Consider the following 21,751-nt stretch of genomic DNA (forward strand, 5'->3'; position numbering starts at 1 on the left):
CGACGATGGGAATGCTGGATGGAAAGGTTGCACTGGTCACCGGTGCCGGACAGGGCGTGGGCCAGGGCATCGCGCTGGCGCTGGCGGCCGAGGGTGCGCGCGTCGCGGTGACCGGGCGCACGCTGGAGAAACTCGAAGCCACCGCGCGCGAAATCGCGGCGCGCGGTGGCCAGGCCCTGCCAATTGCCTGCGACGTCAAGGATGCGCAATCGATCGCCAACAGCGTGCAGCAGACCGTGGCACAATTCGGCGCGCTCAATATCCTGGTCAACAATGCCCAGGAAGTGCCGCTGGGCACGTTGAACGAACTGAGCGAGGCCGCCTTCGAGGCGGGCTGGCAATCGGGACCACTGGCCACGCTGCGCCTGATGAAACTGTGCTATCCGCACCTGAAGGGTGACGGCTGCATCGTGAACCTCGCGAGTTCCGCCGCCAAGCGCTGGGACATGAGCGGCTACGGCGCCTATGCGGCGGTCAAGGAAGCGATCCGCTCGCTGACGCGCGCCGCGGCCTGCGAATGGGGCGTCGACAATATCCGCACCAACGTGATTCTGCCGCATGCGCGCTCGCCGGGTCTCGAGCGGTGGATCCAGAAGAGCCCGGAGGAGGCGAAGGCCTTCTTCGCGCAGATTCCGCTGCGCCGGGTCGGGGAGTGCGAGGAGGATATCGGTCGTTTCGTGGCGCAGTTGTGTTCGCCGGCCTCGGCTTTCGTAAACGGCCAGAGCATTGCGCTCGATGGTGGCCAGGCTTACCTTGGCTGATGCTTCACGCCCGCCGGGGCGCCCTGCCGGGAGAACGCGCCATGCTGGTCTATGGTCATCGCGGTGCTGCAGGCGAGGCACCGGAAAACACCCTCGGCGGCTTCCGGCATGCGTGGCAACGCGGCGCGCGGCGCTTCGAGCTCGATGTGCACCTGGCCGCCGACGAGGAACTGGTGGTGATCCACGATGCCCGCGTCGATCGCACCACCGGCGAGCGTGGTGCGGTGGCGTCGTTCAGCAGCGCCATGCTGAAACGCATGGATGCACGCCGCGGCGCTCCGCCTTGGCCACGGCGCGAGGGTATACCGCGGTTGCGTGAAGTGCTGCGCGCATTGCCACGTGCCGAATCCTGGCAGATCGAAGTCAAGAAAGGCGGCTCCGCGCAACAGATGCGCGCCACCGCCCTGCGTTTGCGCGCGCTGGTCGCGGAGTTGCGTATCGCGCCCAAAATCATCGTGACCTCCGCTGACCGGGAATTTCTTGGCCACGCAGCTGAACTCATGCCGCGCGTGGCGCGTGGCTATGTGGGCATCGGCCACAACTCGCTCGCCACTGCCAGCGAGCTCGGCTGCAACTACCTGATGCTCAACCTGTTTGCCTGCTCTCCCACGCTGCGCGTGCAGGCCTGGCGCAAGCAGATTGCGTTGTCGGTATGGACCGTGAACGATCCGGTCTCGATCCGCAATCTGCAACGCATGCGCGTGCACAGCATCGTGAGCGATTACCCCTCGATGGCGTTGCCGCTGCTCGCGCAGATCGAGGGCAAGGCGCAGGCCCGCAGTCCGACCCGACCCGGAAAGGCCAGGTGAACCCGCCCTCTTTCGGCAGACGCTACTACGCGCTGCGTCACGGCCAGAGTCTTGCCAACGAGCAGGGTCTGATAGTCAGCGATCCGGAGCGCGGTGCCACTGCCTACGGGCTGACTGCCAGGGGTCGCGAGCAGGTTTGCGCGAGCATCGCCGCCTGCGGCTCGCTCGATCGCGAACTGCGGATCTTGAGTTCACCGCTGCTGCGCGCCCGCGAAAGTGCCCGCCTCGCACAACGGCTGATCGGCTGCGCCGCGCCGATCGTGGATGCACGCCTGCGCGAACGCGGATTCGGTACACTCGAAGGCGGCAGCGATGCGTGCTACGCCGAGATATGGGCCCACGACGCGCTCGATGCCAGCAGTGCGCCGCACGGCGTGGAGTCTGCCCAGGCGGTGCGAACGCGAGTGCTCGAGCTGCTGTGCGAACTCGAACGCCAGCCCGCGGGACCGACGATCCTGCTGGTCGCGCATGGCGACACCATCCAGATCCTGTGGACCGTCTTTGCCGGTCTCGGTGCCGGCGAGCATCGGCGCCGTGCCGCGCTGCGCCCCGGACAATTGGTGGAGTTGGGCGCGCCACGCCCGCGCAACCCTGTCGACCGGCGAACCCGCGCGCTATAGTATCCGCCACCGCCAGGCACGCGGGCACTTCGGCAGGCTTTTTCAGACAATGCGGAGATCGGGATGATCAAAAGCTATTTCATGACCCAGGTGCGTTTCGATTTCGGTGCGGTGGAATTGCTCGGCAAGGAACTGCGCACGCTCGGCATCAAGCGTCCGCTGCTGGTCACCGATCCGGGCCTGGTCGTCACCGGCCTTGCCGCGCGCGTGATGGCGCTGATGCCCGCCGGCAGCGCAATGTTCAGCGATCTGCCGGCCAATCCGACCTGGGAAAACGTGGACGCGGCAAGCGCACTGTACCAGGCGAGCGGCTGTGACGGCCTGGTCGCACTGGGCGGCGGATCGGCGATGGATCTGGCCAAGGGTGCGGCGGTGATGACCACCCACGAGGGGCTGCTGCGCGATTACGACATCACCCGCGTGATCCGCAAGGAAGGGCGGCTGGTAACGGCGGCCGCCGCACCGATCATCGCGATCCCGACCTCGGCAGGCACCGGCTCGGAAGTTGCGACGACCGCGGTTTTCATCGTCGGTCCGGGCGAGAAGATCCTGCTGATCAACAACAACCTGCTGCCGAAGGTCACGCTGGCCGATCCCGAACTTACCCTGTCATTGCCGCGCAGTCTCACCGCGGGCACCGGCATGGATGCGCTGTCGCATTGCCTGGAAGGGGTGTTCTCGAGCAACGAGAACCCGCCGGCCAAGGCGGTCGGATTCGACGGCCTGACGCGCATCTTCGCGAATCTGCGCCAGGCGTATCACGAGCCCGACAATCGCCAGGCACGCCGGGAGATGATGATGGGCGCACTGGAAGGCGGCATGACCATGCTGAACGGCTGCGGCGCGATGCATGCCATGTCGCATGCGCTCGGCGGACTGCATCAGCTCAACCTGCATCACGGCACCCTGAACGCGGTGCTGATGCCCGCCGTGCTCGCCTTCAACCGCCCGCACGCACCGCAGATTTTCGAGCGCATGCGCAGCAGCTTCGGTCTCACTGGCGCAGCCGATCCGATCGATGCGATTCGTGCGCTCAACCGGGACCTGCAGATACCGCAGGGACTCGCCGCGATGGGCGTCGAGGAGCACATGATCGCCGGTGTCGCGCAAGCGGCAGTGCGCGATATCAACACGCTCACCAATCCGGTCAAACCGGTCGCGGCCGATTACGAACGCCTGCTGCGGCTATCGATGCAGTGATTCGTCACGAATTACTCACTCAGGTAATCGCGCGCATCTTCCGGGAGTCCTCGGCGGGCGCGTAGAACTGGCTGAACCAGCGACGAAACTGGGCGATCGGACCATCACCGTCGCAGAGCATCGGGTTCTTCAGATGAATCTTGTTTTCCCAGATCGGGATGTCCTGCTCTACCTGGCGCGAGATTTCGTCGGTCAGACCCTTGGCCATCATCTTCTGCACATCGTTCATGTCCTTGCGCTGGATGAAACAGAAACGCAATTGCATGTGCTCGCTGTCGATCGGGATCACCAGGCCGAACTGGATCGTGTCGAACAGACCCATGAAGCGCTGGATGGTCTGGCCGGGGCCATTGTTCGAGGTCTCGAGCAGGCTGTCGCGCCAGCGCGTGCCGGTGGTGTCGAGCTTGCCCTGCTCGTCCATGTCGGGCGTGCGGCTCTCGTAGCGCGCAAAGCGCTGATGGCCTTCATGACGCACCTCGCCACGCGGAATATCCTGCGAGCTGTGCACGTAGAGGAAATGTGCGGCGTCCGCTGCATTTTCCGCGGTTTCCTGGATTGCCGTGGCGATCGTCCAGTCGTAGACACGGAAATCAGTCCATTGCGGATCGCCGATTTCCGCGACTTCCACCACGTCGAACATCGGCGCCACGCGCTGCGGGTGGTACCAGGCCCAGATCACGCCGCTGCGCTCGATCACCGGCCACGGGTAGATGCACTGCTTGCCATCGGCGCGCGGCGGCATATTGCGTGCATAAGGAACCCGGGTGCACATGCCCTCGCCGCTGAATTCCCAGCCGTGGAATGGACAGGCGATGCTCTCGCCGGTGACCTTGCCACCATGCCCGAGATGGGCGCCGAGATGCGGACAGAAGGCATCGAGCACGCGTGCTTCACCGCTCTCGGTCCGGAACAGCACCAGCTCCTGCGCGAAATAACGCAGCGGGCGCACTTCGCCGAGCGCGAGCTCGCGCGACAGGCTGACGCCATACCAGCCATAGGGAATCGGAAAATCGAATCGGGCGCCCATGGCCGTACTCCTTGAACTACGATGAGGTTGCCACAAAATCGCTGCGCTTCGGGCCGATGCGCGCGGCGATATCCACCAGCGCGGCGCGGTCGAAGCGATAGAACTCGATCGCGTTCTCGCCCAGCATCTGCGCGATATCGTAGTCGGGCAAGCCGCTGAAGGTCTTCTGCAGATGCGGCTTCGTCTTCGGCCAGGAACCCTCGGGGTGCGGATAATCGCTGCCCCACATCAACTGCTCGAGACCTGAAATAGTCGCTCGGAGACAGCGACAAATGACTGTGGAAATCACCCAGCTTGGCCGAGAACTGCACATCGTGGTAGTTGTGATCGAGCAGGCGCAGGTACGGCGGAATCATCCAGCCGCAGCCGGTCTCGGTAAAACTCACGCGCAGCTTCGGGTAACGCTCGAACACCCCGCCCCAGACCAGGAAGGTCAGCGGGCGGTAGGTCCACCACAGCACTTCGGACACATAGATGCCCATCGCGCCGACATAATCCGACGCCGCCTCGGTGGGCCATCCCGGACCGAAATATTCCTTGCTCGGCGCAGCGCCCGAATGAAAGCTCACCACCATGCCGAGCGACTCGCAAACTTCCCAGAACGGGTTGTAACGCGTGTGATGGTAATGCGGAAAATGGCCGGTGAGATTGGGAATCATCACCGCGCGCAATCCTGCCTCGTGAACCGCACGCACCTCGCGCACCGCCTCCTCGATATCCCACAGCACAGGCATCACTGCCACGCCGCAATGACGCGCCGGTGCCTGCGCGCACAGTTCCGCCAGCCAGCGGTTGTGCGCCCGCGCGCCGGCCCACTGCAGTTCCGGCACGATATCCTCGGTGGGCAGGCTGAGCCCGGCACCGAAGGGCGGCGTATTCATCTCGGTAATGCCGTCGCAGAAAATCACCTCTCCCGCGATGCCGTCACCATCGAGCATGCGGATACGCTCGGCATGATCCCAGGCGCCGGTGAGTTGCTGTTCGATGCCGCTGCGCCACTGATCATTGATTTCCTGGATCAGGAAACTCTTTTCCGCGGCCTTGATCTTGGCAACCTGCATCGGCAATGCCTGATCGAAGATCTCGCGATACTGCGGATCGAGATAACCGCGGTACCTGTCGCCGGGCAGTCCGGCATGGCAATCGGAAGAAATAACGATGTAACGATCCATGACGATGTTCTCCTGCCCGCTTCAGCCGACGCTCGGCGCCACGGGGTTGGTATTTGTTCGTATCGATTCGACGCGTGCGAGGTGCCCTGAGTCCGAGTGTAACGCGCGCAGGCGGCCTGGTCTAACCCCCCCGGATCTCCGCGCAAGACCGGAATTGCGCCTGGCACGGCGCGTAACCCCGGGCACCCATTGAACGATGGAGGCGCTATCCATAGTTCGCTACACTGAGGCGCGAAGTCGAGGCTCGTACCGGGAAAAAAGCACTGCTCACGATTGCTCTCCTGCAGAACAGTTCAATGACCATCAGACACGGCGGATTGAATATGAAAGCACGCGACGTCATGAAAAAGCCGGACTCCATGTCGGTCACGGACTGGGAATTATTGAAGGCCCAGACGTCCTCGCTGGAGCGAATCAAAGGTGACGCAAAAGCGGATGTCGAAGCCTATTTGTCCAATCCCGAGGGCCGATCGACGGGGGCCGGTCCGGATCCGACGGTGCCGACCGGGCTGCCCACCTTGTTGCTGACCACCATCGGACGCAAATCCGGCGAGCAACGCATTACGCCTCTGGTGTTTCTGCAACACGGCAAGGACATGGTGGTTGTCGGGTCCCTGGCCGGTTACGACAACCACCCGGCCTGGTATCTCAATCTCGAGAAGAATCCCGGGTGCCAGGTGCAACTCGATCGCAACAAAATGGCCGCCAATGCGCGCGACGCCACGACGAAGGAACGGGAGACCTTGTGGCCTGCGCTGACCACGATGTTTCCAAACTGGGGTTATTTCCAGGCCCAGACCGATCGCCCCTTTCCGATTGTGATTCTTTCACCAACGGGTCCGGCCTGATTCAGCGACTGCCACGATCCCTTTATTGCCCGGCAGCTCCGATCAAGCGGAAAAAGCCGCAGGAAGGGTCATGCTGACCCACCCCTGCCACCGGTGCTCCGTGACGAATCTTCAGCGCCAGCGCATCCGTTGGCACGGGCAGATTCAAGGTGTAGTCGGCAACCGTTTTCCGATGCAGGAACTGCCAGCCATTGATTGATCTCACGTACTTGTCCAGGTAGCGACTGCCCGTGCTGATATTGACCTTTTTGCCATCGCTGTCTTCCATGATATGAACATTGCAGGTGTAAACCTCCCCCTCGGCGTAGTCCCCGGCCAGCTCTATCAAATGGTTCAGGATCTGATGCGAGGTATGGCCGCTTCCTTCAAGGACTTTGCTCACCCATTCGACAAATTCTGCGCCGCTGCCGCTGAACATGCCGCCATGTTCATCGATGGAACCCTCCGCATAGAGCGATTTGAGCAAGCCGTAATCCCGGCGATCAATTGCCCGACTGTATTTGCAGACGAGCTGCTGGATTTCAATCCTGTCCGCAAGTTCTTCAAGTGTCATCTGGTTCCCTCTGGTCATGACGAATGAGGGCGCGGGGAGCGCCTCACTTCGCGCCGTCGAACCAGTCATCGAAGCCATAGGTCGTGTACGGGCCGATATGCATCTGCTCCAGCACGCCCCAGCCCTGGCGTTTGCCGCAACGGGCCTTCACCACCTGCTGGATATGGAGGTTTTCCAGCGCCAGCGGATTCACCGAATCGGCATCCCAGCTCTCGCCCGCCACTGCCAGCTCGCCCTGCCATTTTCCATGTCCCCAGGTCGGGTGCTGATAGCCGAGCCCCTTCATGCGGTGCAGCAGCACGGGCTCGAGCTCGATTTCCATCGACTCGCCCGATTTGTCGTGCATCACGATGGTCGCGCCGCTGGCCTGGCGCGTGCCCGGCACCAATTTGAGCCGGTGCTCGACCCTGCCGTCCCAGGTACGCGCGGCGGGATCGATCACGCCGGGAATATCGCTGCTCGTCGCGTAGGCCGGCAGGATTGCCTGGTCGTTGTGCCACTGGTGCCCCTTGTCGTCCTCGAACAGGCCCGCCAGCGTGCATTGATCATCCCAGTGGATCGGAACCCACATGAAATGCAGCGCCTGGAACGCGTTCATCGGCGCCCCGCCCGGGTACGCATCGCCCACCGGGCGGATACCCCAGGAGCGGTCCTTCAGGCCAAAGGTATTGCGGCCATCGACCGCGAGTTCCTTGCCGTCGTAGCGCACCGTTCCCTGCCAGAACCCGAACTGGTCGAGGCGGGTCGCATCCATCACCACGAAACGCTCGTTGCGCAGCGTCTGGCGCCCCTCCTCGATCACCGCGGTGCGCGGCGAAAACGTCAGGTCGCATTCGATGCCGGTCTCGTTCGGCCCGATCAGCACCCGATGGCGGCCCATCGGCTCGAGGATCTGCAGCGCGAACGGACCCACCACGGTCTCGGTGGGTTCCAGCGGAGCGCGGCGCGAGGCATGAAACGCATACTGGCGCCCACCGATGGCCAGGCTGAAACTGCAGTCGAGTATGCCGAGATTCGGGTACCGGCACATCCCGACCCCGAAATAGAACGAGCCGTCGCGCGCGTGCGCGTTGTACCAGTAGCGGTCATAGGTAAACCGGTCGCTCGAGGCGGTATGAAACAGCGGTTCGGCAGTCTGGTGAATCGGGTAGTCATCGAATTTCGAAAGCATGGCTCGCTCCTCGCGTGGTTTCCGGCAGCCGGTCTGCAAGTCGGCAATGGCCAGTCGCTTGCAGGGTCCCGCGCATTGTACCTACCATCGGGCCCGAACCGTGCGCACAGCGCTCCCGGGGGATTACGCTTTGTTCACACACCGTACGACCAGTCTCTCGGCGAGCTTGCCTGGAGTATCGGCGCCGAGGTTTCCGCATGGCGAGGTGATCCGGAGCGCGCGTGGAAACCATATCTCGAAGCCCTGCAATCACCGGATATGAGTCGATGGTTGGCATCGCAGGCTCATGCAACTAGGATGGACGATGAAGCTGACTGTGCAAGCGACAGCCATCTTCGTCTGGCCATCGGCGCGCTGTCCGGCTGCTTTTCGCGATGACTCGAATCGACGAACGGGAGAAGTATCGTGTATTACGTGGTTGAAACGGATAAATCGTTCGAGCAGGCAGCCGCCGACCTCGAAGCCGCGGTAACGCGCCACGGTTTCGGGGTGCTGCATGTGCACGACCTGGGGCAGACCCTGCGCAGCAAGGGCATTGCATTCGAAGAGCAGTGCCGGATCCTCGAGGTCTGCAACCCGGTACAGGCGGCAAGGATACTGTCGGCCGACATGCTGCTGAACATGGCGCTTCCCTGTCGCATCTCGGTATTCACCGAAGGCAAGAAGACAAAGATGGGCCTGATCCGGCCAGCGAGAATGTTATCGGCGCTGTCGGAGGACGCGGCACTTCTGCAGGTTGCAAAAGACGTGGAGGACGCGACCATGCAAATGATCAAGGATGCGAAATGAGCGCGTCCGCAATGCCCGCGATCTGAGGACCACCCATGCCGGAACTGAGCGGAATCGTCGTTTTGATCTTCCTCTTCGTCCCGCTGATCGCGACCGTCCTCGTCTGCGCCGCGCTGCTCTGGGTGGCGCATCGTCTGCTCATCGCCCGTCACCCGGAAATCGGCAACGAGCAAATGCTCCCGCGGCAACTGATCATGCTGGGGCTCACCCTGGGCAGCCTGGTGGCGCTGGTACTCGCGTTTCCGGTCAGCGAAAGTTCGCGCAATCAGATCATCGGACTCATCGGGCTGCTGCTTTCGGGAATCATCGCGTTTTCATCGAGCACCATTTTCGCCAACCTCATGGCCGGCATCATGCTGCGCGTTACCCGCCCTTTCGGCACCGGCGACTTCGTCAGCGTGAACGGACATTTCGGGCGGGTCGTGGAGCGCGGTCTGCTCGATACCGAAATCCAGACCGAGGACCGGGAACTGGTCGCATTCCCGAATACATCCCTGATCACCAACCCGGTCACGGTGGTGCGCAGCAGCGGCACCATCGTCTCGGTCCGGTTATCGCTCGGCTACGATATCCACCACACGCGGATCGAAACCCTGCTGCTCGATGCGGTGAAGGACTGCGGGCTCGAGGAGCCCTTCGTGCAGATCCTGGAACTGGGCAACTTTGCGGTCACCTACAAGGCCAGCGGGATGCTGCTCGATACCAAAACCCTGCTCACCGCACGCTCCAACCTGTGCCGCAGCGTGCTCGACACCCTGCACGGCAACGGGGTCGAGATCATGTCTCCCGCGTTCATGAACCAGCGACCGATGGCGGATGCGATGCAGGTAATACCGAGGGAACCCAGCCGCGCCCCGGCGGAAACGCTGGCTGTCGCCGAGGAAGTGGTATTCGACAAGGCGGTAAGCGCCGAGCAACTGGAAAAAGAAAAAGAGCAGCTGGCCGCCACCATCAAGGACTACGAGAAACTGCTGGCGGAATCCACGGATGGAGACAAGAAACAGGCCAAGGAACGCATCAAGGAATGCCGCGAGCGGCTGAAGCAACTGGAGAAGCAGACCGGGTCAACGGAAGCCGAGCCTGCGGACACCGACGTCGAGGCCGATGACCCGGAACACAAGCAGAGCTGATCCTGTACGCTCTCTCATCGAGTGATTTTGAAGGCCATACCTGCCCGCTGCGGGGCTGCAGCCGTGGCGGCAAGAAGGGCAAGCCGCAGCTCAACCATGGCCTGTTGACCGATGCCCGGGGTGCCCGGTATCGCTCCCGGTGCGCGCCATTACCAATCCCTGACCCAGGTCGGACATTGCGGCGTCTCCCTTGGCGATCGTGTGCCCATTGGACATGCTAATCATTGTGACCCTTCATCCTCTCGGAGCGTCCTGGGCCTGACAGCTCGTTGAAATTCGCAGCGAACGAGCGAACGGCCGGATAGAATGGTTCAACCGCGCAAATCGAGGTGTATATGGCCAGAATCAGTTATCTCACCAGGGAAACCGTCAGCCCGGAACTCAGCCCGATATTCAGAGAGGGACAGCCACAGCACGTTCCGGGACTGCTCGCTCATGCACCGGCCAATGCGGCGGCACTGGTGAATTACCTGATCAGTATCCTCAGCAAGCAAAAGCTCGACCCGAAGGTCAGGGAGTTATGCATTCTCTACAATGCGCGACTGATGAGCTGCGATTATGAATGGGTGCAGCATGAAAGCATCGGCGTGGCCGCGGGCCTCACCAGGGAGGATATTGAAGTCATCAAGACTGCGGTCCACCCCGAAAGCGCATTCCCCGGCCAAGCAGGAGTCGCGCTGGTACTGACCCGAGAGCTGGTCGAAGCCGGCACTGCAAAACCGGAAACCATCAAGGCCGCCCTGCAGGAAATGAGCGAGCAGGAACTGGTGGAACTGATCATGGCCGTCACTGCCTATCTGGGCCTGGCGGTAATGATGAACGCGCTGGCCATCGATACCGAATCGGGCATGGGTAGTGCGGCTGCACATCAGCTGATCGGCGATTAGAAGTGCCCCCGACCTGACAAGCTGGATCAAGAGAAAGGCTGTCAATGATTGATTATTACGGCTATATCACGACCATGAGCTGGCGCGCATCGATCGCGCTCGAGGAGCTTGGCCTCGATTACCGGTTCAATTCGGTGAACATCGGGGTTGGCGAGCAGTTCACGCCCGCGCATACCGCTCGCAACCCGATGCAAAAGGTCCCGGTGATCGTGGACCATGATCCGGAAGACGGAGGCGAACCCGTCACGGTGTTCGAGTCGGGCGCGATCCTGTTGTACCTGGCCGAAAAAGCCGGTCGGCTGGGGCCGCCGAAGCAATCACGCGAACGCGCAGAGTTTCATGCCTGGTTCTTCTGGATCCTGAACAGCTATGGAGAGGCACTCACCTGGCCCGGCATGATGTTCCATACCGACCCGAAGTATCGACTCTTTGACAAGACGGACTACGGCCGCGCGACTTACGCGTACTTCACCGAGGCGAGCGTGAAGGCCCACGCGAAGCTCGATGGGCGACTCGCCGGACGCGACTTCATTTGCGGAGACTTCTCGCTCATTGATATCGCAGCGATCGGGTCTACTGTTCCGCTGCTGCTGCACGGCATCGAGGATATATCGGCATACCCGAACCTCGCCCGCTGGTACGATCGGGTCCGCAGTCGCGCCGGTGTCCAGGCAGGACTAGCCGTCGGGAGCGCCGCGCGATCGAATCTTCCCGACTATTATGCCGCGGCTCTCTTTGACGACACCTGGTCTGCATAGGCGTTCACGTACACGGCAAGAATCGGGCGGATTCGGCCAGCGACAGCAGGCGCGGACGAGCACCCTCAATCCGAGAGGTAGTATTCAACGGTCGAGACAACGCGGACTTTCTTGATGTGCGGATTGTTCTTGTCGCGGGCCTCGATGGAGAACTGCCCCTGTGAGGCCTGGCGAATCTTGCCGAGGCGACTGTTCGAATCGCGGGCGAATGTCTCGGCGACTTCGCGCGCCTTGGTGGTGGCCTCCTGGATCATCTCGGGCTTCACCTCGTTCAGGCGCGTGAACAGGTATTCGGTCTGGTTTTCGTAATCACCACCGGTGAACGCAATGCCCTGGCGCCCGAGCGTCGCCAGCCTGCTCATCACCGCGCGCACCCGCTCGACCTGGCTCGAATACACCGTCACCGCCTGGACCGCGGAGTAGCGAAACTCGGAGCGCGGACCATCGCCGAAACGCTGCGCGGCCTTGTCGACGATGGTCGGCGGCGTGGCCGATATCTCGCCCGCCGCGATGCCCTGTTCGAGCAGGAAATCGCTGATCTTGCCGGTATTGATCTCGATCGTCTGATAGAGCGATTCGAGATCGTTGTCGGCGCTGGTGAACTGGATCGGCCAGATCACGATATCGGCCGGAAACTCGCGTTCCGACAGTCCTTTCACGATCACGGTGCGCTCGTACTCCTTGTAGCGGATCGCGGCATCGCCGAGCAGGTAGCCGAGCAGGGCGAGCCCGATCAGCAGACACAAGCCAAGCAGCAGCGCGTCACTGGTGTTACGTGTTTGCACGATGTCCTCCGCAATAAAAGTTGTTGTAGCGTTGCCGTCACGGACCGCGATGGATGCGACCGTCCTTCATCACGAACCGCAGGTCCTCGACCACGGCGGGTGCGGTCGCGATCATGCCGCCATGGTAGACCCAACACGCGAAACAGTCAGCCGGGCGCGAGCTCCACCCGGTTGCGCCCCGTCGCCTTGGCCTCGTAGAGGGCGGTGTCGGCACGCTTGATCACTTCCTGCGCATCGGCGTCATCCGCGCGCCACTGGCTCACGCCAATACTGACGCTGGTACGCAAGCCCGGATCGATAGCGTCGAGCGAGAGTTCGCGTACCTGTTCGCACAGCCGCCATGCCACATCACCGGCATCGCTCAACGGCGCCCCGGGCAGCACCGCGAGAAACTCCTCCCCGCCGGTCCTGCCGATCTTGTCATTGTCGCGCATCAGTTGCTGGCAAAGGTCGGCAACGGATTTCAGGGCCTGGTCTCCGGCCGCATGGCCATACAGATCGTTGAGCTGCTTGAAGCGGTCGATATCGAGCAGCACCACCGACAGCGGCTTGCCGCTGGCGCGATGCAACCGGATCTGCTCGTCGAGAAACGCCAGCACGCTGCGCCGGTTGCCGATGCCGGTGAGCTCATCGGCCATCGCCAGGGCGCTCAGGCGCCGCGCCAGCGCAAGCTGACGGGCAACGAAGACTCCTCCCATCAGTAGCAGAAGCGCCGACAGCAGGATCACCGCGGTCTTCAGCCGGTCGATGCGTTGCACGCCCTCCAGGGCCCTCGCGGTGAGCTTGTTGCGCGACCTCAGGAAGCGGTTCGACTGCTCCTTGCGTTCGGTATCGAACTCCGCGCGTTGCCGCGCCAGGCTTTCGTCGCGCCGCGCCAGATCGAGTTGCGCATGCACATCGCGCTCGAGCAGCAAGGTCTTTGCGGCACGCTCGGCCTGAGCGCCGTGCAACAGTATCCTGGCGAGCAACTGGTAACTCTGCTCGAGCCCGGGCAACTGGCGCAGTTCGCCATAGATCGCCACTGCCGCCTCGACCGAGGCAAGCGCCTCTTTGCTGCGCCCCAGCATGAACAGCGCCTCGGCGCGCGCAGCCAGCAGCCGGGCGGTGTAATCCTGGTCCTTGAGGCGGCGGAAAACGGCCAGCGCCGAATCCAGCAGTGGCAGCGCCCTGGCAGGCTCGTTCTGGCGTATGAAGATGCGCCCGAGCGCCTGCGCCGAATAGGCCTCGCTGGTTTCATTGCCGAGCGCGGACGACAGTTGTTGTGAACGTTCGTAAATGCCCCGGGCCTGCTCGAGATCGCCTTTGCCTTCGCGCGCGCGGGCCAGGTTGTACAGGGCGTCCGCGAGCATATGCGTCTGGTTGCGCGCCTCGCGCTCCGGAATGACATCCTGCAGGTACTCGATCGCACGATCGTAGTCTTCGAGCCGGAAATAGAGCACCGCAATGGCTTGCACACAGGACAGCGCCTCGTCAGCCAACCCGAGTTCGTGGTATTTGCGGCAGGCGAACTGCATGTCCTCGAGCGCATCGCCGTAATGCCCCTCGTAGCCGCGAAGTTCGCCACGGGCAAAGCGCGCCTCGGCCTCGAGGCTGGACACACCCAGATTTTCGGCCTGCGCGACGGCGCGGTCATAACCCACCAGCGATTCACTGGACTGGCCGAGATACTCGCGCGCCGCGTACTCGCACAATTCGAGCCTCAGCTGCATCACCTGATCCGGGGCCTGGTCCAGCGCCGCCTTGCCCGCGAGCGCGGCGGCGAGCGCCTGCTCGCCATCCTCCTCGATCAGCGAGCGGCAATCATTGAGGTACGTGCCCGCCTCGATCGTGGAATCCGGAGCATCGCGAAGCAGGGTGCGCAGTTCGGCATCGAGGCGTCGCGCCTCCACCGGAGAGCGATAGCTGGCGGCAACCGCCTGCTCGAGCAGGGCCTGGAGATCGCCCGAAGCGCTGACGCGCCCGGCAGCGCCCACGGCAATCAGGATTGCAGCAATGCTGCAATTCAACCGGCGTAGGTACTCCTGCCACCGCATAACTGGAGATCCCCTGTGTTCCCGCCGTGCCAACTGTTTACAGGGTAATAGCCCGGGGCGCTCAGCGCAAAATCACGGCTTCTCGCGTTTTGCACCGCGTGGCCGCGGGGATGGAACCTTCGGCGCCGGTTCACGCGCAACCTTGCGCGGTGGCTGGTGACCGGTACGCTCGTCTCGTTCGCGCCGCGGCGGGCGCTTGCGCTCGCTCTTGCCGCGCCCGGGGCGCTGATCAGTCTCCCCGGCCGCCATCGGTCGAATTTCCAGCGCGCGCTGCTTTACCCGGGTCCGGCGCAACACATCGAGCACCGCGGCGGGCAGGTCCGCGGGCAGTTCCACGGTGCTGTACTGATCGAACAACTCGATCCTGCCGATGAACCGGCTGGCGAGACCGGCCTCGTTGGCGATGGCTCCGACGATCTCGCGCGGGCTGGCTTCGTGATCGCGCCCGACCTCGATACGAAACGGCACCAGCGCGCCACGCGGTTCGATCGCCGGCGCAGCGGCGCGCGTCTTGCGCTCGCGGGGCTCGCGCTCCTCCCGTGGAGCCCGGGTGCCGCGGCCGTCGCGCGGGTCGCGATCATCACGCGCCACGCGTGCCGGCGTCCGCTCGCGCGATTCGCCCCCATCGGACCCATAACCTTCCTTCTCCTGCAGACGCAGCGGCTTGGCGCGCTGCGCCATGCACACCAGCGCCGCGGCAACCGCGGCCAGGTTGCCCTCGTGTTCCTGTTCGAGTTGCGCCACGACCTCGGCGAAAAACTCCATCGGTTCGGACTTCAGCACCTCGGCAACCTGCTTGCGGAACTGCGCCACGCGCCGGTCGGCGACCAGCGCCCGGCTCGGCAGCGTCAGCGGCTCGATCGGCTGGCGCGTCACCCGCTCGATGGTGCGCAGCATGCGGAATTCGCGCGGCGCCACGAACAGGATGGCATTGCCGGTGCGACCGGCACGACCGGTACGCCCGATGCGATGCACATAGGCCTCGGAATCGTAGGGAATGTCGTAATTGATGACATGGCTGATGCGCCCCACGTCGATGCCGCGTGCCGCCACATCGGTGGCGACCACGATATCGAGCGCGCCACTCTTGAGCTGCTCGATTACCCGCTCGCGCAGCGGCTGGTTCATATCGCCGTTGAGCGCCGCGGCGGAGTAGCCGCGCGCCTCGAGGCGATCGGCGAGTTCCACCGTCGCGGTCTTGGTGCGCACGAATACCAGCGCCGCATCCAGTTCCTCCTCGACCTCGAGAATGCGGGTCAGCGCGTCGAGCTTGTTGGTGCCGGTGACCTGCCAGTAACGCTGGCGGATGGCCGCCACGGTGCGCGTCGCTGACTTGATCTTGATCTCGCGCGGCTCGCGCATGTGGGTGCGCGCCACGCGCCGGATGGTATCGGACATGGTCGCGGAAAACAGCGCCGTCTGGCGCGTGGCTGGCGTATGCTCGAGGATCCACTGCACATCATCGATAAAGCCCATGCGCAGCATCTCGTCGGCCTCGTCGAGCACCAGCCCGGTCAGCTGATCGAGCACCAGGCTCTTGCGCTCGAGATGATCCATCACCCGCCCCGGGGTGCCGACGATCACGTGCACGCCACGCTTCAGGCTGCGCAACTGCAGGCCCATGCCCTGTCCGCCGTAGACCGGCAGCACATGGAAGCCGGGCAGATGCCGCGCGTAGCGCTGGAACGCTTCCGCAACCTGTATCGCGAGTTCGCGGGTCGGCGTCAGCACCAGTACCTGTGGCTGCATCAGCTCGAGATCGAGCCGCTGCAGGAACGGCAGCGCGAAAGCGGCGGTCTTGCCGGTGCCGGTCTGTGCTTCGCCGAGCAGATCGTGCCCGGCAAGCAGCGGCGGAATGCAGGCCTCCTGTATCGGCGAGGGCGTTTCGTAGCCCACATCGGCCAGCGCAGCGAGCAGCGGCGCCGAGAGCTCGAGCGAGCTGAAGGTGGTATCGGACATCGGGATTTACCGGAAAATAGCAGTGGGTCGACGCGGCGATATGCCAGGGAACCCGGAACCGCAGAAGTATGCCGCAGAGGCTGCTCCATGACGATCATTCATGTGGCGACAAAGTGCAGCTTTATGAAACTCCTGTCAGCTCGCGTTGCTCTCGCGTCTACCTGCCCTGCGTTACCATGGATTCGGCCCAGAGCGGGTATCATTCCCGAAATTCAAATGGAGAGAGAACCCATGACCACCAGCACCACGAACGGCCCGCAGGGCAACCCGGGCGATATCCTCAACTGGCCGATGCTGAAGATCACCTACCGCACCGACCCGGCGGCGATCGCGGCGCTGCTGCCACCGGGCATCAAGCCCGGGCGCAACCCCCACGTGAACATCACGATCTACAATTTCCCGGTGCATGCCGAACCCGAGTACGGCCTGGTGATCAATGTCGATGCCGACTATCACGGCGTCGAGGGCGAATACACCCTGGCGATCGGCATCGACCAGGAAGCGCCGCTGTTCATCTGCCAGGAAATGTGGGGCCAGCCGAAGTATCCGGTGGACGCCGAGTACTACCGCCTGATGGACCATGTGGTCGCGAAGGTCGTGCACCAGGGCTGCACCTTCATCGAATTCCACGGTGATGTGGTTGCGACCCTGCCGATCCCCGCCGACCACGAACAGAACGAGTGGTGGATCAAGTCGGTGCGCGGCGTCGATTCCTCGAAGATCCAGTACGATTTCCCGCCGCACGTGGTCAGGGTGCACAGCAAGTACGGTACCGCGCACCTGCAGGAACTGAAGGGCACGCTGACGCTGCGCGAAAGCGCCTGGGACCCGATCGCAACCCTGCTGCCGCTGCGCGAGCAGGTCAGCGCCCGCCTGTGGACGCCGATTTTCAAGGACCGCAGCATCACCCTGTTCGGTGAACTCGACGGCGAAGCCTACTGGCCCTTCGCCGACACCATCAGCGGCACTCGCTGGCCCGGCTCCTCGGGCGGGCCGAAGCAGGGCTGAGCAAGCGCCTCAACCGCCACGCACGCGCAGGCAGGACCAGGCGTGCGTCGGTCGTGAACAGCAAACCGGTGTGCTCGGACAGCGGCGCATCCATCGCCCCGCCACGGCTCCGAACAGGGCGATCCGTCAAGCTCGGGCGGCGCTCTCGCGCCGGTGAACAGCCCCGAGCCGCAGGCCGATCACGGCCCACCCTGCCGCGAGCAGCGCACCGATCAGCGCCACGAACGAAGGGCCGTGGCCGAGCAGATCGAGCCCGGTCTTGACCCAGGCACTGAGCGCATCGCCGCCGCGGTAAACCGCGGTGTCGATGAAATTCTTGGCCTTGTAGCGCGACTCCGCGTCAACCGTCGTGAACAGCATCTCGCGCGCCGGGCGCATCACCGCGTACTCCCCGACCCGGCGCACCACCATCACCCCGGCCAGCACCCAGAATTGCGGCAGTGCGGCGAGCGCCACGAAACCGGCCGCGACGATCACCGGCACCGAGCTCAGCAGTGCCGAGACACCGAAGCGTTCGGCAATCCGTCCCGTGACCAGCAACTGCAGCACGATGGTCAACGCCTGCACCGTGAAATCGAGCATGCCGAAGATCTGCGTCTGGCGGGTCGAATCGGGAAACGCGGCCTCGACCATGCGCGCCTGCTCGAAATACAGGAACGTGGTCGTGGTCGCCAGCAGCAGCACGAAAGCGCTGACGCCGAGCAGGTAGGGCGAGCGCAGCACCAGCAGCAGGCCCGCGAACGGATTGCCGCCGAGCGGGCGCGCGGGACTTTCGCGGGCCGCCCGGGTGCCGCTGTCGGCCCCTGCCCCGGCCCGTTCGCGCCAGCCGAACAGAAAGCGGATGCAGGGTACCGTGGGCAGCAGCAACAGCGCCGAGACCACCATCAACCCGCCATGTCCGAGCGGCTCGACCAGCAGTGCGCCGAGCACGGGTCCGGCGAGCCCGCCGGCGCTCGCGCCCGCGGCGATCAGAGCGAACAGACGATGCGCCTGCGCGACCCGGAAACAGTCCGCCATCACGCTCCAGGCAACCGAGACCACGAACAGGTTGAACACGCTGAGCCACACGTAGAACACGCGCGCGCTCCAGACATGGTCCGGGTGGCGCACGAACAAGGCCGCGAACAGCAGGAGGTTGAGCACAAAGAACACGCTGACCCAGGGCACCAGCGCCGCGCGGCGAAAGCGTGCGCTGAGCGCGCCGAACACCGGCATCGCGGCCAGCATCACCACGAAGGTCGCGCTGAACAGCCACTGCAGGTTCCTGACACCGCCGGTGATGCCCATGGTCTCGCGTACCGGGCGCAGCATGAAATAAGCGGTGAACAGGCAAAAGAAATACAGCATCGCCACCAGCACCGCGCGCTGTTCGCCCGGCTCGATCCGCACCAGCCGCACCAGCGACGGACGCCCGTTCAGCGAGCGAGCGCCCGGTTCAGAGCGCGGCAAAATACGCGGCCATCTTTTCGCGCATCGGCTGCTCCGGCAGGCGCCCGTGCCCGGCGGCGGCATTGTCCAGCATGTGCCTGGGATTCGAGGTCGCGGGAATCACGCAGCTCACCGCGGGATGACTGACGATGAACTTCAGGAAGAACTGGCCCCAGGACGTGCAGCCGAATTCCGCGGCCCATTCCGGCAGCGGCTTGCCACGCACCCGCGCGAACAGCGCGCCATCCTCGTAGGGTCGATTCACCAGTACCGCGACCTTGCGTTCGGCCGCCAGCGGCAGCAATCGCTGCTCCGCATCACGGGTCACGATCGAATAATTGAATTGCACGAAATCCAGCGCCTCGCGCCCGATCACGCGCTCGAGTTCCGCGTGTGCCGCCACGGTGTAATGCGTGATACCGATGTAGCGCAGCTTGCCGGCCTCCTTCAGCGCCCGCACATTGGCCAGCTGCGTGGCGAGATCGACCAGGTTGTGCACCTGCACCAGGTCGAGCACCCCGGTCTTCAGCAGGCGCATGGAGTCCTCGATCTGGCGCAACCCCTCGGCCTTGCCGGTGGTCCATACCTTGGTGGCAAGAAACATCCTCGCGCGGGCACCGGCGGCCTCGACCAGCTCACCCGATACGCCCTCGGCGCGGCCGTACATCGGCGAGGTATCGAGCAGCGAGCCGCCCGCTTCGAGCAGGATTTTCAGCACCTGCGCGAGCGGTGCGCGCGCGGCTTCATCAGCGCCGACATCGAACACATCGGAAGTGCCGAGACCGATAACCGGCAGGAGTTCGCCGGAGGAGGGAATCCTGCGTGTCAGCATGCTGTTCACCGTGCTGGTCCCGGCAGCGGCGAGGCCGGGAATCGCGGCGCAGGCCGCAACCGCCTGGCAAAAACGCCGTCGCGTGAAGCCGATATCCATTTTCGCTGCCTCCCGTCGAATCCTCAGGGTGCAAGCGATGGTACGCCTGCGGTTCGGCAACGCGCAACGCCCGCCGCTCCACCCGGCGTTGCGCTCGCGCGGGCGCACTGTCACGATGCGGGCAAAGCGATCGCGGCATCCCACCCGGCGCCGCGCAAGGAGGAGGTATGGCAAGCTGCGGCGAAGTCCTGGCGCTGCTGCTCGAGGCGCACGGCATCGAAATCGCGTTCGGCATTCCCGGCACCCACACCATCGAGCTCTACCGCGGCATCCCGCAAACGCGCATCCGCCATGTGACGCCACGCCACGAACAGGGCGCGGGCTTCATGGCCGATGGCTACGCGCGGGTGTGCGGCAAGCCGGCGCTCTGCATCACTGTCAGCGGGCCCGGCGCATTCAATATCGCCACCGCGATGGGACAGGCGCTGCAGGACTCGGTGCCGATGCTGGTGATCTCGGCCGACAACAACAGCTGGGAAAAAAGCCTCGGCGAGGGGCGCCTGCACGAGACCCGCAACCTGCAGGCCGCGATGGCCGAATGCAGCCGCTGGAGCCATACGCTCACGCGTCCGGACGAGTTGCCGCGGATACTGGCGCGCGCCTTTGCGATTTTCCGCAGCCAGCGTCCAGGCCCGGTACACCTGAGCCTTCCGCTCGACGTGATCACCGCCGATGCGTCCCATGTGGCGCCCGATGCCTGGCCCGTACCGAGCCGGCCGGCCGCCGACCCCGCGGCACTGGCCGCAGCCGCACGACTGCTGAATGCGGCCGAGCGCCCGGTCATCGCCCTCGGCGGCGGCGCGGCCGATATCGGCGTACTGGCGGCACGGCTCGCCGAGCGTCTCGATGCCCCGCTCACCTGCACCCACAATGCCAAGGGCCTGCTGGCGCGCGAGCACCCGCTGCATGTTGCCGGCAGTCCCTCGCTCGCGCCGGTACGCGAACTCTACCGCGATGCCGACGTGATTCTCGGCATCGGCACCGAGTTCGGCGAAACCGATTACGACTTCTTCTTCAAGGGCGATTTCGCCCTCGGCGGCAAGCTCGTGCGCATCGATATCGATGCGCTCCAGCTGCTGCGCAACGTGCGCCCGGAAATCGCGATACAGGCCGACAGCCGGCTTGCCGTCGAGGCCCTGCTGCCGCTGCTCGAAAGCCGTGAACGGCGCGGTGCCGAACGCACACGCGCGGCCTGCGAGCGACTGCGCGCGCTCGATCATCCCGGCTACCAGCGGGTACTCGACACGCTGCTCGAGGCGCTGCCCGAGGCGATCGTGATCGGCGACTCGACCCAGCCGGCCTATTTCGCCGCGGCGCAATTCCATGCCCGCGCGGCACGGCGCTTTGCCAGCGCCGCCACCGGTTACGGCACGCTCGGCTTCGCGCTGCCCGCGGCGTTCGGTGCCAGGCTGGCGCAACCGGCGCTGCCGGTGATTGCGCTGATCGGCGACGGCGGTCTGCAGTTCACGCTGAACGAATTGTCGAGCGGCGTCGAGGCAGAGCTGTCGCTGGCCATCGTGGTGTGGAACAACCGGCGCTACGAGATGATCGCGCAGAACTTCGAGGCCGCCGGCATGGAACCGATCGCCTGCGATATCCACACCCCGGATTTTCTGGCGATCGCGCGCGCCTACGGCTGCCGCGCCTGCCGCGTCGATGATCATGCCACGCTGATCGAGGCACTGCGCGAATACCTCAACCACCGCGTGCCCACCCTGATCGAGTTGGTGGAAGCGGATTTCATCGGCGCCTGAGCCTGGCGGGAATGACCATATGCGGAGGCGCCCGCCAGGCGCAGGTGGCCACCCGCCGCTGGAGCACGCCGTTCGGCCCAACGCGGAAAAGGAAAAGGGGACAAGGAAAAGGGGACAAGGAAAAGGAT

Annotated in this window: 19 protein-coding genes and 1 pseudogene; 11 read left to right on the forward strand and 9 right to left on the reverse strand. The window is 64.2% G+C overall.

Annotated features, from left to right (window positions below; all coding sequences use genetic code 11):
* Positions 1-5 precede the first annotated feature (5 nt).
* The 4 genes from IPF49_18655 (at position 6) to IPF49_18670 (ending at position 3,390) form a co-directional block, all read left to right on the forward strand.
* Entirely contained in the window at positions 6-761 is a 756-nt protein-coding gene (locus IPF49_18655) for an SDR family oxidoreductase (GenBank protein ID MBK6289610.1), read from the forward strand.
* 41 nt (positions 762-802) lie between these two features.
* Positions 803-1,570, forward strand: a complete 768-nt coding sequence (locus IPF49_18660; protein MBK6289611.1) for a glycerophosphodiester phosphodiesterase — start codon at positions 803-805, stop codon at positions 1,568-1,570.
* Positions 1,567-2,190 (forward strand): histidine phosphatase family protein, encoded by a 624-nt coding sequence (locus IPF49_18665; protein ID MBK6289612.1) that lies wholly within the window; start codon positions 1,567-1,569, stop codon positions 2,188-2,190. Before IPF49_18660 ends, IPF49_18665 begins: the two co-directional genes overlap by 4 nt.
* Positions 2,191-2,253: 63 nt before the next feature.
* Positions 2,254-3,390 carry an iron-containing alcohol dehydrogenase gene (locus IPF49_18670; GenBank protein ID MBK6289613.1) on the forward strand — a complete coding sequence of 379 codons (1,137 nt, stop codon included), beginning with the start codon at positions 2,254-2,256 and terminating at the stop codon, positions 3,388-3,390.
* A 19-nt stretch (positions 3,391-3,409) separates the two neighbouring features.
* On the opposite strand, the gene IPF49_18675 is transcribed toward IPF49_18670, so the two are convergent.
* Both IPF49_18675 and IPF49_18680 read right to left on the reverse strand, forming a co-directional pair.
* Positions 3,410-4,417, reverse strand: a complete 1,008-nt coding sequence (locus tag IPF49_18675; protein ID MBK6289614.1) for a Rieske (2Fe-2S) protein — start codon at positions 4,415-4,417, stop codon at positions 3,410-3,412.
* A 16-nt stretch (positions 4,418-4,433) separates the two neighbouring features.
* A pseudogene (locus IPF49_18680) lies at positions 4,434-5,589 on the reverse strand (amidohydrolase).
* A 323-nt stretch (positions 5,590-5,912) separates the two neighbouring features.
* On the opposite strand from IPF49_18680, the gene IPF49_18685 reads away from it, so the two are divergent.
* Positions 5,913-6,437 carry a nitroreductase family deazaflavin-dependent oxidoreductase gene (locus tag IPF49_18685; protein MBK6289615.1) on the forward strand — a complete coding sequence of 175 codons (525 nt, stop codon included), beginning with the start codon at positions 5,913-5,915 and terminating at the stop codon, positions 6,435-6,437.
* A gap of 22 nt (positions 6,438-6,459) precedes the next feature.
* Here the strand turns inward: IPF49_18685 and IPF49_18690 are convergent, their stop codons facing one another.
* Together IPF49_18690 and IPF49_18695 are read right to left on the reverse strand one after the other, a co-directional pair.
* Positions 6,460-6,990 carry a nuclear transport factor 2 family protein gene (locus tag IPF49_18690; protein MBK6289616.1) on the reverse strand — a complete coding sequence of 177 codons (531 nt, stop codon included), beginning with the start codon at positions 6,988-6,990 and terminating at the stop codon, positions 6,460-6,462.
* Positions 6,991-7,033: 43 nt separating this feature from the next.
* The gene (locus IPF49_18695; GenBank protein ID MBK6289617.1) at positions 7,034-8,161 is read right to left on the reverse strand and encodes a hypothetical protein; all 1,128 of its coding nucleotides are present in this window, start codon (positions 8,159-8,161) and stop codon (positions 7,034-7,036) included.
* A 405-nt stretch (positions 8,162-8,566) separates the two neighbouring features.
* Here IPF49_18695 and IPF49_18700 point away from each other — a divergent pair, with 405 nt between their 5' ends.
* The 4 genes from IPF49_18700 (at position 8,567) to IPF49_18715 (ending at position 11,725) form a co-directional block, all read left to right on the forward strand.
* Positions 8,567-8,950 (forward strand): DUF302 domain-containing protein, encoded by a 384-nt coding sequence (locus tag IPF49_18700; GenBank protein ID MBK6289618.1) that lies wholly within the window; start codon positions 8,567-8,569, stop codon positions 8,948-8,950.
* 35 nt (positions 8,951-8,985) lie between these two features.
* Positions 8,986-10,080, forward strand: a complete 1,095-nt coding sequence (locus IPF49_18705; GenBank protein ID MBK6289619.1) for a mechanosensitive ion channel — start codon at positions 8,986-8,988, stop codon at positions 10,078-10,080.
* A 335-nt stretch (positions 10,081-10,415) separates the two neighbouring features.
* Entirely contained in the window at positions 10,416-10,967 is a 552-nt protein-coding gene (locus IPF49_18710; protein MBK6289620.1) for a carboxymuconolactone decarboxylase family protein, read from the forward strand.
* A 44-nt stretch (positions 10,968-11,011) separates the two neighbouring features.
* Positions 11,012-11,725, forward strand: a complete 714-nt coding sequence (locus IPF49_18715; GenBank protein MBK6289621.1) for a glutathione S-transferase family protein — start codon at positions 11,012-11,014, stop codon at positions 11,723-11,725.
* Positions 11,726-11,790: 65 nt separating this feature from the next.
* On the opposite strand, the gene IPF49_18720 is transcribed toward IPF49_18715, so the two are convergent.
* The 3 genes from IPF49_18720 to IPF49_18730 form a co-directional block, all read right to left on the reverse strand.
* Positions 11,791-12,510 (reverse strand): SIMPL domain-containing protein, encoded by a 720-nt coding sequence (locus tag IPF49_18720; protein ID MBK6289622.1) that lies wholly within the window; start codon positions 12,508-12,510, stop codon positions 11,791-11,793.
* 146 nt (positions 12,511-12,656) lie between these two features.
* Complete coding sequence (locus IPF49_18725) at positions 12,657-14,516, reverse strand: diguanylate cyclase (protein ID MBK6289623.1); 1,860 nt, start codon at positions 14,514-14,516, stop codon at positions 12,657-12,659.
* Between the two features lie 99 nt (positions 14,517-14,615).
* A complete protein-coding gene (locus IPF49_18730; GenBank protein ID MBK6289624.1) occupies positions 14,616-16,502 on the reverse strand; it encodes a DEAD/DEAH box helicase in 1,887 nt (628 codons plus the stop codon).
* A 231-nt stretch (positions 16,503-16,733) separates the two neighbouring features.
* Here IPF49_18730 and IPF49_18735 point away from each other — a divergent pair, with 231 nt between their 5' ends.
* On the forward strand, positions 16,734-17,510 hold the full coding sequence (locus tag IPF49_18735) for an acetoacetate decarboxylase family protein (protein MBK6289625.1): 777 nt from the start codon (positions 16,734-16,736) through the stop codon (positions 17,508-17,510).
* 126 nt (positions 17,511-17,636) lie between these two features.
* Here IPF49_18735 and IPF49_18740 read toward each other — a convergent pair whose 3' ends face one another.
* Complete coding sequence (locus tag IPF49_18740) at positions 17,637-18,857, reverse strand: MFS transporter (GenBank protein ID MBK6289626.1); 1,221 nt, start codon at positions 18,855-18,857, stop codon at positions 17,637-17,639.
* 88 nt (positions 18,858-18,945) lie between these two features.
* Positions 18,946-19,770, reverse strand: coding sequence for an aldo/keto reductase (locus IPF49_18745; protein MBK6289627.1), 825 nt, complete (start codon positions 19,768-19,770; stop codon positions 18,946-18,948).
* A gap of 266 nt (positions 19,771-20,036) precedes the next feature.
* Between IPF49_18745 and IPF49_18750 the strand changes: the two genes are divergently transcribed.
* Complete coding sequence (locus IPF49_18750; GenBank protein MBK6289628.1) at positions 20,037-21,623, forward strand: 5-guanidino-2-oxopentanoate decarboxylase; 1,587 nt, start codon at positions 20,037-20,039, stop codon at positions 21,621-21,623.
* Positions 21,624-21,751: the final 128 nt, after the last annotated feature.

This window comes from Gammaproteobacteria bacterium, from assembly GCA_016705365.1.
GTDB lineage: Bacteria > Pseudomonadota > Gammaproteobacteria > Pseudomonadales > UBA5518 > UBA5518.